Here is a 17,432-nt window from a genome sequence, read left to right as displayed (position 1 = left end):
GCCTCCAATTGAGGTGTCGTCCAGTCCGAATGGCCCGCGAAAAGGGGGCTTCCGTTCCGGTTGGCAGGGTGGCAAGGTTGTTGTGCTCGTTACCGTCACGCTCTTTCCTGTCTTGGAGAATGTGACAGCTGGGTTTTCCGGATATCGTTAGATGATCTTCACTCGGTCTTCCCGGCGAGATGAGGATCTTCGGAAACCCGAGATGTGGAGCTTGCATGACGCGTGACCTGCCTTTCGACGACGACACCGAGCTTGCCGAGCCCTCGGGCGACACCGCGTACCGTGTGGCGACCGGCGTCGCCCGTGTCGCGAGGGCCGGGGCGTATGTGACCGGCGGCGCACTGATCGCCTCCAACGGCGGCGGCGTCCCGGCTGCCGGCGGCCAGCGATTGGACAGCTGGAACGCGGGCTGGACGCACAACACCGATCCGGACCCCGACCTGCCGAGCCCGGTGGTCACCTTCCCGGATCCGGAGCCCGATTGGACGCCGCCGCCGCTCACGGCGGGGCCGCCGCACACCGTCGCCGCGCCTCAGCCCGTGCCCGAGTTCCATCTCGAACCCGCGCCCGTGCCCGCGCCGTCGGAGTACTGGACCGGCAACCGGCCCGGCGAGACGGAGACCGAGTCGCCCTACGACTGGTGGGACAGCCAAGGTGCCCAGACGCCCGGCTTCGCCGAGACGCCAGGGTTCGCCCCGACGCCGGACTCCGGGCCGTGGGAGCAGACCCAGCACGCGCCGGCCGAGTCCGCGCCGGGCGCCGGTTCCCCGTACGAATGGTGGGAGCAGCAGCAGGGTTTCGGCCTGCCCGGCCACGGGCTCGGCCCGGCCGGACACGGTTTCGGCATGCCTGGTAACGAGGGCTTCCTCGCGCCGGGCTCCAATCCGTTCGCGCCGAAGCTGCCCGCCGCCAGAACCGCGGGCGACAGTGAGTCGGCCGCCGAAAGCACTCAGCCGCTGGACAATTCGCTGCGCGCCGGCGACATGTTCGACGGGGTGGGGACGCCAGGGGATTTCGGCGTGTACCTGGGCGTCGACGCGAGTGCCGAGGTCTGGACCCATCTCGACGTCGATTTCGGCATCGGGCCCGACGGCGCGTACCTGACCACCGATCTGCGGGTCGAGGCGTCCGCCGGCCTGACCGTGAAGACGGCCGCGGGCACCAACATCGGTGACCAGCTCGACGACTTCTCGGACTGGCTCGAGAGCCCGCGGCCGGAGAACGGCTCCGCACGCGCCGCCGCCGAGCAGCACAGCCCGAACGCGGGCGGCACGGGTGTCGCGAGCGGCCTCTCGACGCCCGCCGCGAGTGCCCCTGTCTCGCATGTGGCGCCCGCGGTCGCCGCGCCGCAGCCGATCGCTCCCGCGATCGCCGCAGCGCCCGCGCCGGTGGCTCCCGTCGCGCCGCCGCCCGCTCCCGTGGTTCCCGCCGCGGTCGCGCCGGCCGCCGTCGCGGCGCCGGTGGTGGCCACCCCGTTGCAGACCACCATCCAGCCGGAGGCCGCGACCACGCCCATCGCGAACGTCATCGGCACCCCGGCGGGCCCGTCCCCGCTGACCGCCCCCGCGGCCGTGGCTCCCGCGCTGTTCGACCCGCCCCCGCGGCCGACCCCGGGCCCGACGTCGGTGACCGACACCCCGAAGCCGACCGACATCTACCCGGGGACCACGGCGCCGGGCGTGCCGACCACGATCACCAAGACGGTGCCGACCCCGAGCATCCCGACGCCGACCAAGCCCGACATCGGCACCCTGCCGACCCTGGAACCCGGCGTCACCAAGGCGCCGGCCGTGACGATCGTGCCTACGCCAGGCGCAGGCACGGACGTGACCACCAAGGTGCCCGGTGTGACCGTCACGCCGCGGCCATCCACTCCGGACGACGACGTCACCCTCCCGGGCGGCGGCACCGGTACCACGGGTGGCGGTACGGGCACCACCGGTGGCAGCACCGGCACGACCGGCGGAAACACCGGCGGCACCACATACCCCGGTTCCGGCGTGGACACCACGTACCCGACCGGCGGTCAGACGACGCCCGACGTCCCCACGGTTTCGGTGCCCACACAACCCCCGACGTACGACATCCCGACGCAGGCGCCTACCGTTCCTTCGGTCGACATCGACGTGCCGACCGCGTCGGTTCCGGTCGTGCCGACCCAGGTCGCGCCGGTCAAACCGCCGGTCGTGGTCGAACCGCCGAAGACCCGCCCGATCAGCGACGAGCTGGACCACGTCAGCTACCACCAGACGGTCGCGGCGATGCCGATCGACCACGGCGGGCTCGACGCGGGGCTGTTGCCGGGGGCCACCATCATGACCGAGACGCACCATCCTGTTGCCGGACCGGATATGACACTGGTCTGACCCGGATCGCCGGGGGAGCACGCACGTCGCACGGTCGAGCGCGAACACGAGAAATTAGGAGGAGGCTTGTCTGCCGCAGCCGGACTGGAGTCCGCGACGGTGAAACATCCGGACGCGATGGCGCCGCTCATCCGGGTACTGGACGAACTGCGGGAGATGGCCAGATCCGCGGGCCGCGACGATCTCGGCGGCCGGCTGAGCATGGTGCGCGCCAGGGTCGGTGATCCCAGGGTCCGTCTCGTCGTCGTCGGCGACCCGAAGAACGGCATGAGCACGCTGGTGAACAGCTTGGTCGGGGCGCAGGTGAGCGCCACCGATTCCGCGCTGAGCGCACCGGTGATCGTGGAGTACGGCCCGGAGTCGAGCGCCACGCTGGTCAAGTCGACCGGCCAGGGCCGCACCGAACGCCAGCCGGTGGATCCGCTGAATCCAGGTCCCGCCCTGGCCGCGCACGGCGTGATCCGAGCCGAGTTCACCGAGCCGAGCTCGCTGCTCGCCGACGGCATCGTCCTGATGGACGCGCCGGGTGCGGGCGACGAGCACACCCGGTGGTCGATGATCGCCGCCGCCGACGCGGTGCTCTACGTCGCCGAGGCCTCGGCCGAGCTGACCCCGCTGCAGCTGGAGTACCTGCAGCGGGTGCAGCAGCTCTGTCCGACGGTCGTCTGCGTCCTCAACAAGATCGATATCCACCCACACTGGTCGCACGTGCAGCAGCGCAACCGCGATCTGCTGGACGCGGCCGGTCTCGGGTTCGCGGTGGCGCCGGTCTCGGCGCTGCTGCACCGGCAGGCGGGCAACTACCAGCGCGATATCGAGTCCGGGGTGCCGCAGCTGATCGACCACCTGCGCGACTACGTGGTGGCGCGCGCCGACGCGGTGGCCCGTGACGCTGCCCTGCGCGACATCCGTTTGGTGGCAGACCATCTCGCGGTCACCCTGTACACCGAGGCCGAGGCGCTGCGCGACCCGCGCCGCCGCGCCCAGATCACCCAGCAGCTGCTCGCGGCCCGCGAGGAGGCCGATCAGCTGCGTCAGCGCACCGCCAACTGGCAGGTCACCCTGGTCGACGGTGCGACCGAACTGATGGCCGACATCGAGCACGACCTACGCCATCGACTACGCAGCCTGGTGCGCGACGCCGAGGCCGAGATCGCCCAGGCCGATCCGGCGCGCGGCTGGAAGGAGTTCGGCGCCGACCTGGACGCCCGCATTTGCGAGGCCGTCGAGGAGAACTTCGTGATGGCGCACTACCGCGCGGTGGAGCTGTGCGAGCAGGTGGCGGCGAAGTTCCCCGCCGACAACCGCACCCCGCCGCTGCCCGACCTGCGCCTGACCAACCCTGGCGAGGTGCTGGAGCAGGTAGCGCCGCTGGAGTCGCTGGAGAGCGCGAAAGCCAGTGTGACCCAACAGGTTCTGTCCGGCCTCCGGGGTTCCTACGGCGGCATCCTGATGGTCGGTCTCGCCACCAGTCTGCTCGGCATGTCGCTGGTGAACTGGTATTCGGCGGGCGCGGGTGTGCTGCTGGGCGTCAACGCGATCTGGGACGACCGCAAGAACCGGCAGCTGCGCCGCCGCGCCGAGGCCAAGGTGGCGGTGGCGAGGCTGATGGACGACGTGATCTTCCAGGTGAGCAAGGAATCGCGAAACCGGTTGCGCGCCATGCAGCGGACGTTGCGCGATCACTTCACCGACATCGTCACCGACGCGCTGCGCACCACCGACGAGGCGCTGCGCGTCGCGGAGGACGCCTACGGCAAGTACGGCGACCGGCGCGAGGACCGGATCGCCGAACTCGACACCAACCTGGGCAAGCTGCGGGCCGTCCGCGACCGGGCCGACTCGCTCGCCGCGTAACCGGCAGGGACGCCTCAGGCTGGGCTGATCGGCGGGGAGTGCGCGGGCTGGAACTGTCCGGCCTCGCGCTGGGCCTCGGCCCTGATCACGTGGGTGACCGCGTTGATCAGCGCCAGATGGGTGAAGGCCTGCGGGTAGTTGCCCAGGTGCCGTCCGCTGCGTGGGTCGATCTCCTCGGCGTAGAGCCGCAACGGGCTGGCGAAGCCGAGCAGCCGCTCGCACAGGTGCCTGGCCCGCTGTACCTCGCCGATCTCGACCAGCGCGGAGACCAGCCAGAACGAGCAGATGGTGAAGGTGCCCTCCTCGCCGGTGAGTCCGTCGTCGGTGGTCTCGGTGCGGTAGCGAAGCACCAGTCCGTTCTCGGTGAGCCGGTCGGCGATCGCGAGCACGGTGGCGCGCACCCGATGGTCGTCGGGCGGCAGGAAGCGGGTCAGCACCACGAGCAGCAGCGAGGCGTCCAGGGTGTCCCCGCCGTAGACCTGGGTGAGAACGCCCTCGCTGGACACGCCGTTGGCGAGCACGTCGTCCCTGATTTCCTCGGCGATCGTGTACCACTCGGTGGCGCGCTGGAACTGGCCGTGCAATTCGGCCAGTTTGGCGCCGCGATCCAGCGCGACCCAGCACATCACCTTCGAGGAGGTGAAGTGCTGCGGTTCGCCGCGCACCTCCCAGATGCCGCGATCGGGCTCGCGCCAGTGCGTGATGGCGGCGTTCACCTGCCGCTCCAGCAGCGGCCACAGCGTCTCGGGGACCTGCTGGCGCGACTTCACGTGCAGGTACACCGCGTCGAGCATGGTGCCCCAGATGTCGTGCTGGTTCTGGTTGTAGGCGCCGTTGCCGATGCGCACCGGCTGGGCGCCGTCGTAGCCCTTCAGGTGTTCCAGCTCGCTCTCGACCAGGTCGCGTTCCCCGCCGATGCCGTAGAGCACTTGCAGCGGAACGGGTTCGCCGTTGTCGCCGGTCGTCGCGTCGTTGAGGAAGCAGAAGAAGTCGTCGGCCTCGCGGTCGAGTCCAAGCGTGTACAGGCCCCACAGGGCGAAGCTGGAGTCGCGCACCCAGCTGAAGCGGTAGTCCCAATTGCGTTCGCCGCCGGGGGTTTCCGGCAGCGAGGTGGTGGCCGCCGCCATCAGCGCGCCGGTCGGCGCGTAGGTCAGGCCCTTGAGCGTCAACGCGCTGCGTTGTAAGTAGTTGCGCCACGGGTGATCCGGGAATTTACCGAGGGTGATCCACTGCCGCCAGCACTCGGTGGTCATCCACATCTTCTCCGCGGCGTCCTCGAATGTCTTGGGGGCGGGCAGATCCGACCAGGTGAGCGCGACGAAGACCTGGTCGCCCTCGCGCATCCTGGTGCGCGCCCGAGCCTCGCGCCCCTCCAGACCCAGGCGCAGATCGGTGGTGAGCACCAGGGTCGGGCCCGCGCTCGGATCGGCGCTGCACACCGCGGTCGCCTCCTCGTAGACCTTGCCGGTGTACTCCCAGCGCGCGGTGGAGCGGTGGTAGTCGAAGGCCGGTTCGCAGCTCATCTCCAGCTCGACCGTGCCGTTGACGCATTTCACGGTGCGCAGCAGCACGTGCTCGGCGTCCCAGTCCATCGGGGTGCGCCGATGCGTCTTGCTGCGCTGGATATTGTTGTGCCACGGTCCGAGCACCAGCGCGTCGCGCACGATGAGCCAGCCGGTGTCGGTCTGCCAGGTGGTCTCCAGGATCATGCCGCCGGGCAGGTAGCGGCGCGCGGCGGGCACGTTGACGCCGTATGGGCCGATCCGGAAATGCCCGGCGCTGCGATCCAGCATCGCGCCGAAAACACTGGGAGAGTCCGGTCGCGGCACGCACATCCACTCGACCGCGCCGTTGCTCGAGATCAGGCAGCTGGTCTCGCAGTCGGACAGGAAGGCGTAGTCGTCGATCGGGGGATGGGCGCCGCGATGCCTGGACTGGGTGAGCGCGCTGAGCACAGGCAGGTCGTCGGGCTGTCGAATTGTCAGATCATCCGTTGACGCCATACCCCATCATGGGTGCCGCCCATGCCCGCCGTCCACCCGAATGCGCCGGTCGGTTGCTCAGGTTGGGCCAGTAGGCTGGTATCCGTGCATCGCGTTGCAGGTTGGTGGGACGGTTTCGAGCTGTGGGTCGCGGGATTGCCGTTCATCCCACAGTTCCTCGTTGTCCTTGTCGGTATGGTCCCGGTGAGTTTCGCCATCGCGTACCTGCTCGACCGCGCGCTGCGCGCCGCGCTGCAGCTGCTCGGTCGCGACCGCGCCGCCGAAGTCACCGTCGCCGCGGTCCTCGCCGAGCCGTCCCCGGTCCTGGTCGACGACCGCACGGCCGATCGCAGCCCCGTCCAGAGCGGAGCGCGTTGATGCCACGCTCCCGGGTCCAACTGGCCCTGCTCGCCCTGCTCGTCCTCGTCGTCATCGCCTGGTTCTTCACCCGCTGAATCAGCGGCTTGCGACGCCTCGCAGGTCTTCCGATGCCTGCGAGGCCTGCGCACAGTCCGCGCGCTCAGTTCGCTCCGTCGCCGTTGCGCCAGTCGGCGAGGCGCTTGCCGAGAGTGGAGATGGTTTCGCCGACCTCATGGCCGACCGTGCCGATCGTCGCGCCGACGTCGCGGCCGAGGTTGCGCACCGTGCGGACCAGCGGGTCCTCGGACTGGTCGAAGTTCTGCCGGTAGGTGCGCGCCGCCTCCTTGATCTCCTCGCTGATGCTGGTGTTCTTGTCGTGCGCGCGGCGCGGGTAGTCGCCGGTGAGCACGCGGTCGTACTCGCCGCTCTGGATCCAGCGACGCAGTTCGGCAGCGCGCAGCACCGAGAACGGGTGCGACTGCAACTCCAGGTTCAGCAGCTTGAGGACGCCGTCGCGCAGGTCGCCCGCGCGCTGGTAGTCGTCCGCCTGCGCCAGGAACGCCCCGTGGTTCATCTCGTGCACGCACGCGCCGCCCGCGGTCTTCATGTGCACCCGCACCGACGCCTCCACGTCCTGGCCGCAGAGCAGTCCCGCCCGGTCGCCTGACAGCTCCGATTTGCGGCTCCACTCCATGAGCGCGGCCACGATGGCGCGCAGCGCCCAGCCGCCCACCGGCATCCAGCCGACGCTCGCCGTGAGCCGCAGCAGGTGCATGAGCATCGTGCGGTAGACCGCGTGCCCGGACAGCGCGTGCCCGAGCTCGTGGCCGACCACGAACCTCAGCTCCTCGGTGTCCATGAGCTCGACCAGCGCGGTGGTCAGCACGATGAACGGCCGGTCCATGCCGATGGTGAAGGCGTTCACGTGCGGGCTCTGCAACACGAACATCTCCGGTGTGATCGGCGCGTCCAGGATCTGCACGCAGTCCGCGCGCAAGTCGTGCAGCGTGCGGAACTGGCGTTCGTCCACGCGGACGGCGGTGGCCAGGTAGAGCAGCCGGTGCTGGCGTTCTTGCAGCAAACCGGAGAGAGTGCGCAATACCGTGTCGAATCCGGTCAGCGAGCGCAGCGCCACCAGGGCGGTGCGGTCGGCGGGATGTTCCCACGCGCGAGTGCTGATGCCGGGCAAACGCGTGCGGACCCGATCCGGACTGATCGTCATGGGATGAAACCCCCCTTGTTCAGGAACTCTTCGATTCGAACTCGTGAGCTGTGCTCTGCTACAGTCTGCCCGTGTCTTCGAGTGCCGTCCCGCAGGTCCGCCATGAATTGGCGTTGATCGCTGTCGGCAATCTCGCGGTCGCGGACATTCTCTGTCGTTGATCGGTGACCGGGCACGTCTGCGCGTCCCTGCCCCGTAGACTGGCGTGCACTTTTTCGCAGACGTTCCCGACCCCCGCGTCGGCCGCTTCCGGCCGGTAGTCGCGCCACTGCCGCGTCATCGGCGGCAGGTCTCCCCGATCGACCCGAATATCTTGCCGCCACGGTCTTTTAGATCCGTGTGGCGGTCCGCAGGAAAGGTCCCACCCGGATGTCTCGCAACACTTGGCTCGCCCCGCGCCGACGCTATGCCGCCGCCGCGCTCACCGCGGTAGCGGCGGTCGTGCTCACCGCCTGCGGCGGCGGAGCCAGCGACGTGGTGGGCGGGGGTGGGGCCGACGGCAGCGGCGGCACCCTGAACCTGTACGCCTACGCCGTCCCCAAGCCGGGATTCGACAAGGTCGTTCCCGAGTTCAACAAGACCGAGGCGGGTAAGGGCGTGCAGATCCAGCCGTCCTACGGCGCCTCCGGCGATCAGTCCCGCAAGGTCAAGGACGGCGCCGAGGCCGACGTCGTGAACTTCTCGGTGGAGCCCGACATCACCCGCCTGGTCGACGCGGGCCTGGTCGACGCGAACTGGAATGCCGACGCCACCAAGGGAATTCCGTTCGGCTCGGTGGTCGCGATCGTGGTGCGTCCCGGCAATCCCAAGGGCATCAAGGACTGGGACGACCTACTGAAGCCGGGCGTCGAGGTCGTCACGCCCAACCCGTTCAGCTCCGGCTCGGCCAAGTGGAACCTGCTCGCGCCGTACGCGGCCAAGTCCGACGGCGGCAAGAACCCGCAGGCCGGTCTGGACTACCTGAGCAGGCTGGTCTCCCCGGAGCACATCAAGGTGCAGCCCAAGTCGGGCAGGGAAGCCACCGAGACCTTCCTGCAAGGCACCGGTGACGTGCTGCTCAGCTACGAGAACGAGGCCATCTTCTCCGAGCGCAAGGGCGACCCGATCGAGCACGTCATCCCGCCGACCACGTTCAAGATCGAGAACCCGGTCGCGGTGCTGAAGAACAGCAAGAACCCGGAGAAGGCCGTCGCCTTCCGCGACTTCCTGTTCACTCCGGCCGGTCAGCAGGCCTGGGCCGAGGCAGGTTTCCGTCCGGTCGACCCGAAGGTCGCCAGTGACTTCGCCAAGGACTTCCCGACCCCGCAGAAGCTGTGGACGATCGCCGACCTCGGCGGCTGGAAGGTCGTGGACAAGGAACTGTTCGCCCCCAACACCGGCAGTGTCGCGGTCATCTACGACAACGCCACCAAGTAGCCGGGTGACCCACAGCACACGGGATACTGGACGATTGTGACTGACAGCAGTACCGCCGAGACCGGGGCCGCCCCCGGTCCCGGCGTAACCAAGGAAACAGCACGCCCGGCGCGCTCGCGCTGGTCGTGGCTGCGGGTGAGCGGCTCGGTCGGCCCGCTCGGCATCGCGACCACGGTGCTGTGGCTCAGCATCATCGTGCTGCTGCCGCTGGCTGCGCTGACCGTGACCTCCTTCGAGGACGGCTGGTCCGGCTTCTGGGAGGCGATCACCGCCCCGGCCGCGCTCGACTCGCTGCGCATCACGGTCCTCGTGTCGGTGGTCGTCGCGCTGATCAACGTGGTGATGGGCACCCTCATCGCCTGGGTGCTGGTACGCGACGACTTCCCCGGCAAGGGGGTCGTCAACGCGCTGATCGACCTGCCGTTCGCGCTGCCCACCATCGTCGCCAGCATCGTGCTGCTGTCGCTCTACGGCCCGCAGAGCCCGATCGACATCCACCTCAACGCCACCCAGCCCGGTCTGGTGGTGGCGCTGGCCTTCGTCACGCTGCCGTTCGTGGTGCGCTCGGTACAGCCGGTGCTCATGGAGGCCGACCGTGAGGTCGAGCAGGCCGCGCTCTCGCTCGGCGCGGACAACTGGACCACCTTCCGCCGGATCGTGCTGCCCACGCTGGCGCCCGCGATCATCAGCGGCGGCGGCCTCGCCTTCGCCCGCGCGATCGGCGAATACGGTTCGGTCGTGCTGATCGGCGGCGCCATCCCGCGCAAGACGGAGATGGCCTCGCAATACATCCAGAAGCAGATCGAGATCGATCGGCCGGTCAACGCGGCGGCCGTATCGGTGGCGCTGCTGGCGATCTCGTTCGTGACGCTGCTCGTGCTGCGTCTGCTCGCGGACCGCAGCGCGCGTAAGGAGCAGGCGAGCCGATGAAACCGTCCGTCCTGACTCGCATTTCGCTGCGGACGGTGGCACTTGGCTACCTGTTCGTGCTCTTGCTGCTTCCGCTGCTCATCATCCTGTGGCGCACCTTCGAGAACGGCGTCGGCGCGTTCATCGACTCGATCACCACGCCGGCGGCCATCTCGGCGTTCCAGCTGTCGCTGCTCATCGTGGCGATCGTGGTGCCGGTGAACGTCGTCTTCGGCGTGGTGACCGCCATCGCGCTGGTGCGCGGGCGCTTCCCGGGTCGCAGCCTGGTGCAGGGCATCGTCGACCTGCCGTTCGCGGTCTCGCCGGTCGTCGTCGGTGTCGCGCTGATCCTGTTCTGGGGCGCGGGCGGCTGGCTCGGCGGCCTGGAGAACACGGGTCTGAAGGTGATCTTCAACCTGCCCGGCATGGTGATCGCCACCATCTTCGTCACACTGCCGTTCGTGGTGCGCGAAGTGGAGCCGGTGCTACACGAGATCGGCGACGACCAGGAGCAGGCCGCGGCCACCCTCGGCGCGTCGCGGTGGCAGACGTTCTGGCAGATCACCCTGCCCGCGATCCGCTGGGGCCTGACCTATGGCGTGGTGCTCACCGTCGCGCGTGCGCTCGGCGAGTTCGGCGCGGTGATCATGGTGTCCTCGGCGCTGCCAGGCCAGTCGCTCACGCTGACGCTGCTGGTGCACGGCCGCTACATCAACGACCACAACACGTTCGGCGCCTACTGTGCCGCGACCCTGCTGATGGGCATCGCCCTCGTGACTCTTCTTCTCATGACTCTTCTCGAACGCAAGCGGGACGCCAAATGATCACCGTGACCAACGCAAGGAAGAACTACGGCACCTTCGCCGCGCTCGACGATGTCACCATCGACATCCCGTCCGGCGAGCTGACCGCGCTGCTCGGTCCCTCCGGTTCCGGAAAGTCGACGCTGCTGCGGTCGATCGCCGGGCTGGAGTCGCTGGACTCCGGCATCGTCACCATCGCGGGCAACGATGTGACCAGGGTGCCGCCGCAGAAGCGCGACATCGGCTTCGTCTTCCAGCACTACGCCGCGTTCAAGCACATGACCGTGCGCGACAACGTGGCCTTCGGTCTGAAGATCCGCAAGCGGCCCAAGAACGAGATCGCGAAGCGGGTCGACGAGCTGCTCGGCATCGTCGGCCTGGACGGCTTCCAGCACCGCTACCCGGCCCAGCTGTCCGGCGGCCAGCGCCAGCGCATGGCACTGGCCCGCGCGCTCGCGGTGGACCCGCAGGTGCTGTTGCTGGACGAGCCGTTCGGCGCGCTGGACGCCAAGGTCCGCGCCGACCTGCGCACCTGGCTGCGCCGCCTGCACGAGGAGGTCCACGTGACCACCGTGCTGGTGACCCACGACCAAGAGGAGGCGCTCGACGTCGCCGACCGCATCGCGGTGATGAACAAGGGCCGGATCGAACAGATCGGCACCCCCGAGGACGTCTACGATCGGCCGTCCAACGAATTCGTCATGTCCTTCCTCGGCGATGTCGCGCGGCTGAACGGACATCTGGTGCGCCCGCACGACATTCGCGTCGGCCGCGACGCGAGCATGGCGCGCGCCGCCGACGAGGGCACCGCGGAATCGGCGGGCGTCACCCGCGCGACCGTGGAGCGGGTCGTGCACCTCGGCTTCGAGGTGCGCGTCGAACTGCGCAACGCCGCCACCGGCGACCACTTCGCCGCCCAGGTAACCCGCGGTGACGCCGAGGCGCTGCGGCTCTCCGACGGCGAGACGGTCTACGTCCGCGCGACCCGGATCCCGGAGCTCCCCGCGGGCTGAGTATTCGGCCCTCGCAGAGGTTTCACACCCTTCGCAGAGGTTGTAACTGCTGTGAAGCGTGTGGAAGGCATGCGTGGTCGCCGGTCGGTGGCGCGGAATGCGCTGTTCCAGAACGGTTTCGTAGGTGTGCCGTCGAATGCCGGTGGGCTGCTGGAGCATTGCTGACGGAGCTGGCTTGCGGTGTGGTGCCGTCGGCGCGGCGTCGCCCGGCAAATGCACACCGGCGATCGGTGATCCGCGACGCGCCGTGTGGCATCGCGTGCGACTGGCGTGTCCCAGGGGTGATTGGGCAGGTCGGATGGCGCGCCGGTGGTCGGGCCGGGGCCCACGGTGACCGGCGGGGTGCGGACAACCGGCTGTCCGGTGGTTGGCACGGCGGTCGCCGAGTGGTTGCCTGTGTGGTGTTCGAAGCACATCGGCTCGTCGATCGGGTGAAACGCGATGGCAGTTGGTCTTGGTTTGAGCATCGGTACGGTCTATTCGGTGATCGCGTTGGCGGACACCGCATCGGCCAAAACACCGCCGCGTCGGCTCGGCCACCGACGGCACGCCAGACCCGCACCGTCCGTCACCCGGCGCACCACCTTGACCTTCGACAGCACCGGGCTGGCACGCGTCGGCCTGATTCCCCGGCACGGCAGGGCGATCACCGAATTCGCCGATCTCGGCAGGCGCGGCGGTGCGACGGCCAGGGTCGGCCACCGCACGCTCGGGCCCGCGGAGCTCGTCGCGGTGGTCACCGACTGCCTCATCACCGAGGTGATGAACGACCAGAGGGCGGTGGGCGCGGAAGTCACGCTGACTCATCCGGCGGGCTACGGCGCCGACGAACTGACCGAGCTACGCGGCGCGCTGGACGCGATCGGCCTGAATCATGTCGCGCTGGTCGCCGAACCGGTCGCGGCGGCGGCTTGGCTGGAGGCGGTGCACGGTCCGTTGAGGCCCGGCCTCGCCCTGGTCTACGACCTTGGCGGCGCGAGCCTGGACGTCGCGCTGGTTCGTGTCGGCGCGGGCAATCCGCACGATCCGATCGTCGGCGTCCCGCTGCGTTCGGCGGAATTCGGCGCGCGCGCGTTCGGCGCGCTGGTCGCGGCGCGGGGCGGTGGATCCTCGGCGGTAGGCGCACTGGACGGTTCGGCCGCCGACGCCCTGCGCGCCGAGCACGTGCGCGCTTCGCTGGAACTGGTCTACCGCTGCCTCCGGCGGGCCGACCTGACCATGGCCGACGTCGACTACGTCCTCGCGGTCGGCGGCGCGGCCCGCCCGTCGGAGGTGTCCGGCGTGCTCGCCGAGGCGCTGGCGCGACCTGTGTACATCGCGCCGGATCCGGAACGCACGATCGCGGACGGCGCGGCGCTGGTCGCGCGGCAGACGGCGGCGTCCGCCGAAGAGACGGCCGCGGGCGCGCCTCGCAGGGGAAAGGGCCTGCTGCGCGCGCGGCGCAAGCTGATCAGGGTGACATCGGCCGCGTCCGCGTGCGGTGTCGTGCTCGCTTTCGCGCTGCCCGCAGACGGTGCGGTCGCGGGATCGGCACCGTTCGGACTGTTCTGACCCTGGTCACAACGGCGGCGGTCGGGTGAACACACCCGGCCGCCGCCGACTCGTTCGCGGAGTCTTCCGCGCACCGCACGGGCCCGGCCCGCCTCCGCAGTGCGGGCGAGTTGACGTCACCGACCGTAAGTGTAACTATAAGGTACAGGTAAACGTCCCCCGAGGAAGGCAGTGACGACGATGTCGACAGCCGAGAAGCACGCTATCGATCCAGATCTCGAGCAGGCGCAGAAATACGCCGCCAAGCTGCTGCTGCTGTCCGAGGGCTCGGTGAACAAGCACTTCGACCCGTTCGAGGACATCGACTGGGACAACCCGGACTACGCCGCCGACGCGGGCGAGGAGCGCTGGATCCTGCCGCGGTCGGCCGACCCGCTCGGCCGCCACCCCTGGTACCTGGCCCTGCCCAAGGGCAAGCAGATCGAGCTCGGCAAGTACCGCCAGGCCAACGTCGCCAAGGTCGGTCTGCAGTTCGAGTCGATCCTCATCAGCGGCATGGTGATTCACAACTTCGGCCTGCCCAACGGTTCGCCCGAGTTCCGCTACTGCTCCCACGAGATGATCGAGGAGCACAACCACACCCTGATGTTCCAGGAGATGGTGAACCGGATCGGCTTGGACGTGCCAGGCATGGGCCCACTGGTGAGCAAGTTCAAGTACCTGGCCGCGCCGGTCGCCGCCAAGTTCCCGAACCTGTTCTTCATGGCCGTGCTCGCGGGCGAGGAGCCGATCGACCACATCCAGAAGGAGATCCTGCGCTCCGGCGAAGAGGTCCACCCGATCATGCTCGGCGTGATGGCGATCCACGTCGCCGAGGAGGCCCGCCACATCTCCTTTGCGCACGAGTTCCTGAAGAACCACGTGCCCGAGCAGAGCGCCGCCAACCGGTTCGTGCTGTCGATCGCGATGCCGATCGTCATGTGGATCCTCGGCCGTTCCATCGCGACCCCACCGAAGAAGTTCTTCGAGGAGTTCGACATTCCGGCGAAGGTGCGCAAGGAACTGTTCTACGGCTCCAAGGAAGCCGAGCAGGTCTTCGCCGACTACTTCGTCGACGTGCGGGCGCTCGCCAAGGAGCTCGGCCTGATCAACCCGATCTCCAAGCGGGTGTGGAAGCTGCTCGGCATCGACGGTCCGATGAGCCGCTACCGCTCGGAGCCGCTGCGCGTCGTGCACGCGGGCTGAGCGGCGGTCGACCATGCCCTACGTCGTCACCCAATCCTGTTGCAGCGACGCGTCTTGCGTGTACGCCTGCCCGGTCAACTGCATCCATCCCACGCCGGACGAACCGGACTTCCGCACGGCGGAGATGCTGTACGTCGACCCGAAGGCCTGCGTGGACTGCGGCGCGTGCGCCACGGCCTGCCCCGTCGACGCCATCACCTCGTCGAAGCGGCTGACCGAGGAGCAGAAGCCCTTCATCGAGATCAACGCCGACTTCTACCGGCAGTCCCGGCCGCGTCCGCTGCTGGCCCGGCCGGTGCCTGCGGCGGAGATCCGCGCCGAGCGGGCGCCGCTGCGGGTGGCGATCGTGGGCTCCGGTCCGTCGGCGATGTACGCCGCCGACGAGCTGCTGACCCAGCCGAACGTCTCGGTCACCGTGTTCGACCGGCTGCCGGTGCCCTACGGTCTGGCCAGGCACGGCGTCGCGCCGGACCACGCCAAGACCAGGCAGGTCAGCGAGCTGTTCGACGTGATCTCGGGTCAGCCCGGCTTCGGTTCGTACCTGAACATCGAGGTCGGCACGCACGTTTCGCACGAGGAGCTGCTCGACCACTTCCACGCGGTGATCTACGCCGTCGGCGCGTCCTCGGACCGCAAGCTCGGCATCCCGGGTGAGGGCCTGCCCGGCAATGTCTCGGCCACCGACTTCGTTGCCTGGTACAACGGGCACCCCGACCACGCGGACGCGCGATTCGATCTGTCGCAGCGGCGCGCGGTGATCGTCGGCAACGGCAATGTCGCGCTGGACGTGGCGCGCATCCTGGCGAGCGATCCGGCCACCCTCGTCGGCACCGATATCGCGCCGTACGCGCTGAAAGCGCTGCGCGAGAGCAAGATCGAAGAGGTGGTCGTGCTCGGCCGCCGCGGTCCGGCCGAATCCGCCTTCACCGTGCCCGAATTCGTGGGTCTGCTCGGCTCCGACGTGGATATCGCGGTCGAGGGCGAGCTGCCGGAGATCACCGCCGACCTGCCGTACCGGATCGAGCAGAAGCTGCGCTTGCTGAACCGGGTCGCCGAGCGCCCGTCCGGGCAGCGCAAGCGGATCGTCTTCCGCTACCTGGCCGCGCCGACCGCCGTGCTCGGCGATGACCGCGTGACCGGTGTGGAGATCGGCCGCAACGAGCTCGTCACCGAGGCCGACGGACGCACCAAGGCCGTCGCCACCGGCGAGACCGAGCGGATCGAGGCCGGGCTCGTGCTCACCTCGGTCGGCTACCGCGGTGTGCCGCTGCGGGGTCTGCCCTTCGACGATCAGGCGGGTGTGATTCCGAACGCGGACGGCAGGGTGCTCGGCGAGGCGGGCGCGGTGCTGCCCGGCGCCTATGTCACCGGCTGGATCAAGCGCGGTCCGACCGGCTTCATCGGCACCAACAAGTCCTGCGCGCAGCAGACCGTGCGGCAGCTCGCCGACGACTACAACGCGGGCCGTCTGCCCGAACCCGCGCGCGGTGCGGCCGATTTCGAGCGGTTGGTGCGCGGCCGCAGGCCCGAGGTCGTCGTGGGCGGCGCGGCGGCGGCACCGTTGGTGAAGCCGCTGCGCAGGCTGCTCGCCCGGGTCTGAAGGCGGGGCGTACCTGCGGGCTCGGTTGCGCGATGAGGTCTGCCGAGCCACTGACTGCCGAACGCCACGACGGTACGTAACGTCGTGGCGTTCGGCGTTCGGCGTTCAGCGCGCGGTGAATCCGCCGTCGATGGCGAGAGCAGCGCCGGTGACGAAGCTGGCCTCGCGGCTCAGCAGATAGGCGCAGAACGAGGCGATCTCGTCCGGCGCGGCGATCCGGCCGAGCGGGTGCAGCGCCGCGATGGCCGCCTCGCCCTCGGGCGTCGCGCCCATCGAGTCGCGAAACGCGGGCGTGTCCACCGCGCCCGACACCAGCGCGTTGACACGCACACCCTGATCGGCGGATTCCAGCGCGACGGCCTTGGTCAGCCCGACGACGCCGTGCTTGGCGGCCACGTACGGCGCGACCGAGCCCATGCCGACCACGCCCAGGTTCGACGCGTTGTTCAGGATCGCGCCGCCGCCCGACGCGACCATTGCGGGCACCTGGTGGCGGAGGCCGTAGAACACGGCCGTCAGGTTGAGTTCGAGATCGGCGCGCCAGCCGGCCTCATCGATCTCGGCCACCGGTCCGAACGCCCGCACCGCGCCCGCGTTGTTGAATGCCACGTCCAGACGGCCGAACTCGCTGACGGCGGTCTCGGTCAGCCGGGCCACGTCGGCCTCCACCGTCACATCCGTCGGGACGAACAGGGCCCGGCCACCCGCCGCGCGAATCTCCGCGGCGACCTGATCACCGGCGTCCTTGCCGCGCGCGCCGAGCACCACCGCCGCGCCCTCGGCGGCCAGCCGCAGCGCCACCGCCTTGCCGATGCCCGAGGTGGCGCCGGTGATGACCGCGACCTGCTCCGCGAACCGTGTCGACATTCGAGTTCACTTTCCTTCCCGTGCTTGCTCTTTCGTTGCGGCGGTCGGTGCCGCCGTAATCAGTCAACCGAGCGTGGGACGGCATCGCTGGCGGCAAACGGACGCCGCATTTGATGTGTCATCTATCAGGGGCGACACGCCCGAGTGGTCGAGGAATTAGTTCTGGCTAAGTATCGGTTACCGACCGGTCGGTGTGTGTGGCCCCGTTTGCCACGGGCGCCCCATGGTCCGTTTCGGCCGCCGTCGATCGCGACGAGCAGTCGCTGCGTGATAGCGGAATCGGGTCGGCCGCGGCCCTTTT

General features: G+C 69.3%; 14 protein-coding genes. 11 read left to right on the top strand and 3 right to left on the bottom strand.

From position 1 onward, the window contains the following. Nucleotides 1-215 precede the first annotated feature (215 nt). Both AB0H50_RS19805 and AB0H50_RS19800 read left to right on the top strand, forming a co-directional pair. The gene (locus AB0H50_RS19805; protein ID WP_357454400.1) at nucleotides 216-2,366 is read left to right on the top strand and encodes a hypothetical protein; all 2,151 of its coding nucleotides are present in this window, start codon (nucleotides 216-218) and stop codon (nucleotides 2,364-2,366) included. 66 nt (nucleotides 2,367-2,432) lie between these two features. Next, entirely contained in the window at nucleotides 2,433-4,223 is a 1,791-nt protein-coding gene (locus AB0H50_RS19800) for a dynamin family protein (RefSeq protein WP_357454397.1), read from the top strand. A gap of 14 nt (nucleotides 4,224-4,237) precedes the next feature. On the opposite strand, the gene AB0H50_RS19795 is transcribed toward AB0H50_RS19800, so the two are convergent. Beyond that, nucleotides 4,238-6,184, bottom strand: coding sequence for a glycoside hydrolase family 15 protein (locus tag AB0H50_RS19795; protein ID WP_357455327.1), 1,947 nt, complete (start codon nucleotides 6,182-6,184; stop codon nucleotides 4,238-4,240). Between the two features lie 126 nt (nucleotides 6,185-6,310). Here AB0H50_RS19795 and AB0H50_RS19790 point away from each other — a divergent pair, with 126 nt between their 5' ends. Further along, entirely contained in the window at nucleotides 6,311-6,583 is a 273-nt protein-coding gene (locus tag AB0H50_RS19790) for a hypothetical protein (RefSeq protein ID WP_357454394.1), read from the top strand. A gap of 142 nt (nucleotides 6,584-6,725) precedes the next feature. Here the strand turns inward: AB0H50_RS19790 and AB0H50_RS19785 are convergent, their stop codons facing one another. Next, nucleotides 6,726-7,787: a M48 family metallopeptidase gene (locus AB0H50_RS19785; RefSeq protein WP_357454391.1), complete on the bottom strand. Its 1,062-nt coding sequence runs from the start codon at nucleotides 7,785-7,787 to the stop codon at nucleotides 6,726-6,728. Between the two features lie 71 nt (nucleotides 7,788-7,858). On the opposite strand from AB0H50_RS19785, the gene AB0H50_RS19780 reads away from it, so the two are divergent. The 8 genes from AB0H50_RS19780 to AB0H50_RS19745 all read left to right on the top strand — a co-directional run bounded on the left by AB0H50_RS19780 (nucleotide 7,859) and on the right by AB0H50_RS19745 (nucleotide 16,264). Beyond that, the gene (locus tag AB0H50_RS19780) at nucleotides 7,859-7,948 is read left to right on the top strand and encodes an Ms4533A family Cys-rich leader peptide (protein ID WP_309546086.1); all 90 of its coding nucleotides are present in this window, start codon (nucleotides 7,859-7,861) and stop codon (nucleotides 7,946-7,948) included. Nucleotides 7,949-8,156: 208 nt separating this feature from the next. Continuing rightward, the gene (locus tag AB0H50_RS19775) at nucleotides 8,157-9,203 is read left to right on the top strand and encodes a sulfate ABC transporter substrate-binding protein (RefSeq protein WP_357454388.1); all 1,047 of its coding nucleotides are present in this window, start codon (nucleotides 8,157-8,159) and stop codon (nucleotides 9,201-9,203) included. Between the two features lie 129 nt (nucleotides 9,204-9,332). Then, nucleotides 9,333-10,133 carry a sulfate ABC transporter permease subunit CysT gene (gene cysT / locus AB0H50_RS19770; RefSeq protein ID WP_357455324.1) on the top strand — a complete coding sequence of 267 codons (801 nt, stop codon included), beginning with the start codon at nucleotides 9,333-9,335 and terminating at the stop codon, nucleotides 10,131-10,133. Then, nucleotides 10,130-10,936 (top strand): sulfate ABC transporter permease subunit CysW, encoded by an 807-nt coding sequence (gene cysW / locus AB0H50_RS19765; RefSeq protein ID WP_357454385.1) that lies wholly within the window; start codon nucleotides 10,130-10,132, stop codon nucleotides 10,934-10,936. Before cysT ends, cysW begins: the two co-directional genes overlap by 4 nt. Further along, entirely contained in the window at nucleotides 10,933-11,928 is a 996-nt protein-coding gene (locus tag AB0H50_RS19760) for a sulfate ABC transporter ATP-binding protein (protein ID WP_357454382.1), read from the top strand. Before cysW ends, AB0H50_RS19760 begins: the two co-directional genes overlap by 4 nt. A 483-nt stretch (nucleotides 11,929-12,411) precedes the next feature. Beyond that, complete coding sequence (locus AB0H50_RS19755) at nucleotides 12,412-13,479, top strand: Hsp70 family protein (protein WP_357454379.1); 1,068 nt, start codon at nucleotides 12,412-12,414, stop codon at nucleotides 13,477-13,479. Nucleotides 13,480-13,659: 180 nt separating this feature from the next. Beyond that, nucleotides 13,660-14,664: a diiron oxygenase gene (locus tag AB0H50_RS19750; RefSeq protein WP_357455321.1), complete on the top strand. Its 1,005-nt coding sequence runs from the start codon at nucleotides 13,660-13,662 to the stop codon at nucleotides 14,662-14,664. Nucleotides 14,665-14,677: 13 nt separating this feature from the next. Next, complete coding sequence (locus AB0H50_RS19745; protein ID WP_357454376.1) at nucleotides 14,678-16,264, top strand: FAD-dependent oxidoreductase; 1,587 nt, start codon at nucleotides 14,678-14,680, stop codon at nucleotides 16,262-16,264. Nucleotides 16,265-16,369: 105 nt separating this feature from the next. Here AB0H50_RS19745 and AB0H50_RS19740 read toward each other — a convergent pair whose 3' ends face one another. Beyond that, complete coding sequence (locus AB0H50_RS19740; RefSeq protein WP_357454373.1) at nucleotides 16,370-17,131, bottom strand: glucose 1-dehydrogenase; 762 nt, start codon at nucleotides 17,129-17,131, stop codon at nucleotides 16,370-16,372. Between the last annotated feature and the right edge of the window lie 301 nt (nucleotides 17,132-17,432).

Origin of the sequence: Nocardia sp. NPDC050793, assembly GCF_040654065.1 — a bacterium.
Taxonomy (GTDB): Bacteria; Actinomycetota; Actinomycetes; order Mycobacteriales; family Mycobacteriaceae; genus Nocardia.
The sequence above is the reverse complement of the archived record's forward strand: the minus strand, read 5'-3'. Positions and strand labels throughout refer to the sequence as shown.